Source organism: Arthrobacter sp. SPT-J7, from assembly GCF_059089965.1.
In genome coordinates, this window is sequence record NZ_JBNHFF010000289.1 from 1 (window position 1) to 3,573 (window position 3,573).

Annotated in this window: 2 protein-coding genes; both read right to left on the minus strand. The window is 64.8% G+C overall.

Translation table 11 applies throughout. The annotated features are described in order from the left end of the window. Positions 1-227: 227 nt before the first annotated feature. Positions 228-656: a universal stress protein gene (locus AC5RWX_RS31470; RefSeq protein WP_494100116.1), complete on the minus strand. Its 429-nt coding sequence runs from the start codon at positions 654-656 to the stop codon at positions 228-230. 171 nt (positions 657-827) lie between these two features. Further along, positions 828-3,347, minus strand: a complete 2,520-nt coding sequence (locus AC5RWX_RS31475; protein ID WP_494100117.1) for an FAD-dependent oxidoreductase — start codon at positions 3,345-3,347, stop codon at positions 828-830. Positions 3,348-3,573 lie beyond the last annotated feature (226 nt).

The window sequence follows — 3,573 nt, forward strand, 5'->3', positions numbered from 1 at the left end:
GTCCACGCGTCCTGTGCAAATGTGAGACCCCTGGTGACGGATTTCCATGCTGGCGCCGGGCAGGATGGTCCAGTCGGTGACGCGGCGCAGGTCCATGCTTGACCGGACACCGACAGCACGGAAAGAGCGACAAAGCATTCGAGGACCACGGGTCCCCGATGGCTTTGTCGCTCTTATTTCCAGTTCGAACCTGCCATAAGGCTATCTAAGCGGGCTATCTGGAGTTGCTAGTCAGCGTCATAGGTGTTGGCGATATAAACGTCGCAGGGTGCATTGTGCGCCACGCTGTTGGCCACACTGCCCAGGACGCGTCCAATGCCTTGCATCCTGCGGTTGCCCACTACGATAACGCGAGCCTCCTTGCGGATAGCTTCCCGGATCAGGGCATCTGCCGGCCGCCCTGAAGCTGCGGAGTAGGTGATTTTGATGTCCCCGCCCAGGGTGTCTGCCACCGTTTTCGCGACATGTTCGGCCTTGTCGGCGTCGGATACGAGCCACTTGTCACTACCGGTTCCGAATAGCTCCGACCGGTCACTGTCGAAGGCTGACACCACATGGAGAGTAGCGCCAAGTGCCGCGGCAAGGTCCCTGGCTGACTCCGCTGCTTTTCTCGCCGTCGCACTGCCGTCAACACCTACAACAACGGTTCCGCTCATGTGTATGCTCCTTTGCTTGGTTTTGAGGCACCGTTCAGATTTACGGTGCCTCGCGTCATTGGTTTATTGCTTCAGCCCCGAAGTCCTCTGGGCTCTGCGCATTCCCGCAGTCACCAAGAGCTTGAAAATCCGGCAACACGATGGGCCCGTGTCACTTCGGTGGACACTGACTTAGACGGCTGCGGGCAGGCGGTCGCCCACCGTTGGAGTGTAGCCCGTTGCCATCTCCACATCGACGGGCGCCGGGGCAGGAGCTGCTGCGGGCGCGCGGTCGATAGTGGCGGGCCACCGCTCGCCCAGGTGGGCAATCTTGACGGCCGTGCCCACCAGTGCAATGTCGGGGTCTACCCATGCAAAAGCGAGGAAGTAGCCTGTTGCGGGTTCCTCGGCCGCGCTGCTCACGTAACCGGCCACCATGCCGTCCTTCGAGACCGGCTCGCCCGGCACGACGGCGTGACGATTGCTGTCCATCCGCAGCCGCACCAGGAGCCGGTGGCCGGGGCGGGCGGCCCCACCCACGGCAGCGGTGGAAAGCCCCGCTTCGGCAGCGTTGTCCTGCGGGCCGTAGTCGGCACCAAAAGCGGGGGTGCCGTTGGCAATTGCAAGGGCGGTAATGGCGTCATCACCCACCGGTGCGATCCCGTGGCCTGTTCCGGCTTCCATGAGGAGGTCCCAGAGGTACAGGCCATGCTCGGTGGCGGCGTACAGTGTCCAGCCGCCAACACCGGTGGTAGTTTCCGCTATGGCACGGACCGGGACGCCGCCAACGTCGAGCACCGGTGCCTGCGAAGATCCGGGCGCGGGCAGGGCGCCGCGTGTTACCGAGGCCAGGACCGCTGCCGCCTTTGGTCCGATCAGCGCCAGGCCGGTAGTTGCAGATGAGATATCTGAGACCGTGACAGAGTACGGTGTTTCCCGCCGAAAGTGCCAGATGTCTTCGGGGCGGCTGGCAACTACCAGGTAGGCATCCTTCGCGGTCCGCACCAGGGTCACGTCCGCGGCAATACCGCCGGAGGGGCTCGCCAGCAGCGCGGGGATCCCCTCGTTGACCTGGAGGAAAGCGCCCGCGCCGGTGATGTTCTGCAGGTGCTGCCCCGCGCCGTCACCCCTTACCTCGAAAACACTGGCCGCTCCCCTGTCAGCCAGTCCGACGCCGCTGGCCGCCTTGCGTGCCTCCGCCGAGATGCTGGGCGACCATCCGTAGGTGCCCCAGGCGTCCCGGGCCACGGACAGCGCGGACCTGTCCGCGGCGCCGTACCAACGCGGCCGCTCCCAGCCGCCCTGAGCCGAACCGAACTCAGCCTTCAACGCTTCCTGGCGGGCATAGAACGGGGTGGTGGCGAACTTGCGCAGCGTGTTGCTCTGCTTCCGCGGATGGGCGATGTCGTAGACCTCGTCGTAGTTTTCGCCGGCTTTCGCGAGGCTGAGGGTGCGGGTCAGGTGAGTCTGGTCAAAGCGGCGGAAGTCAAGGCCGGTGGTGTCCACCCCGGGGTCGCCGGTGACAATCCAGTCGGCCAGGACGCCGGCGACGCCTGCGGATTGGGTTAGCCAGACGGACTCACCCAGCCACAGCCCGCGGATGCCCGGGACCTCGCCCAGGAGCGGGTTGCCGTCGGGGGTGAAGGAGAAGATGCCGTTGTAGCCGTCGTCGGGCTCGCACGCCTTCGTGTCCGGGAACAGGTGCTGGAGCGCCTTCCAGCCGTCCTGAAGGTCGGGCCAGGTGAGCGGGTGGATGGCGGGCTCAACGCGGGTCTGAGCGAACTCTTCGGGGGAGGCGATCTCCTCCTGGTCCACTGTGATGACACGGTGTTCGTAGCTGCCCCACAGGAGCCGCTCGCCGTACTGGCGGAAGTAGGAGCCGGTTGCCTGGTGCCGCACCATGGGCAGGCTGACTTCCTCCTCGCTGGAGCCGGCAAGTGACGGGACGGGACTCGTTGAGGAGGAGCAGTGCTCCATTGGCACCATGGGCAGTTCCAGGCCAAGCATCGTGCCCAGACCGGGGCCCCACAGGCCGGCGCATACGACGACGACATCGGCCTCTAGTACCGAGATTCCCTCGGGCAGGCGCTCACCCTTGGAAGGGTTGCCTGGCACAGGCGGCGTGGGGCGGACGTCGACGCCTGTGACCCGGCCGCCCTCGATCCGGAAGCCCGTCACCTGCGTGTGGCCGTAGAATTTTGCCCCGTTCGAGATGGCACGGCGGGCCTGCCATTCGACGGCGCGGACGGCCTTGACGACGCCGTCCGTCGGTGTGTGCAAACCGCCCAGCACAACGGACGCGTCCAAACCGGGGAACAGTTCAGCGCATTCTTCCGGGGCGACCAGTCTCGCCGGGACGCCCCACGACTGGGCAAGGTTGTGCCGGCGGTGCAGGAACTCCATCCGTTCCTCATCGCAGGCCAATTCCAGGCCACCCACCCGTTTGAGGATCCACTGCCCGTCCAGTGTCAGGCCGTCAAGCTTGTCCAGCGTCCTGCGTGCGAGCTCAGTCATGACCGGGGAACCGGTGGTCTGGAAGGCGAAACCGGGTGCATGGGAGCTGGAGCCGCCAGTCCGATACAGCGGCCCCTGGTCCACCACGGTCACCGATGCCATACCCTGTCGGGTCAGGTCGTCGGCCAGGGCGGCACCGACCACCCCGGCGCCAATGATGAGGATGCGGGTGTCTGCGTCAATTCGGGCGGAGGCCACGTTATCTCCCTTGCGGTCAGAGACGTCCACGTCTCGTACTGAAATAGTCAGGTCGGTTCCGGGGTCTCAATGACACCCTTCCGGCCAAGCAATGATGGGACATGCTGGGGCTGAGTTGTCCCGAAAGCTGTCGGCTGAATCACACTATAGATGAGATATGTGATCACAACTAGTCTATCGTGGGGTTGTTTCACGAAAATCCAGGAAAAGTTGCAGAAGGCCGCTG

Coding starts and splice junctions, on each gene's coding strand:
- AC5RWX_RS31470 (WP_494100116.1), bottom strand. CDS start 656: ATGAGCGGAACCGTTGTTGTAGGTGTTGACGGCAGTGCGACGGCGAGA.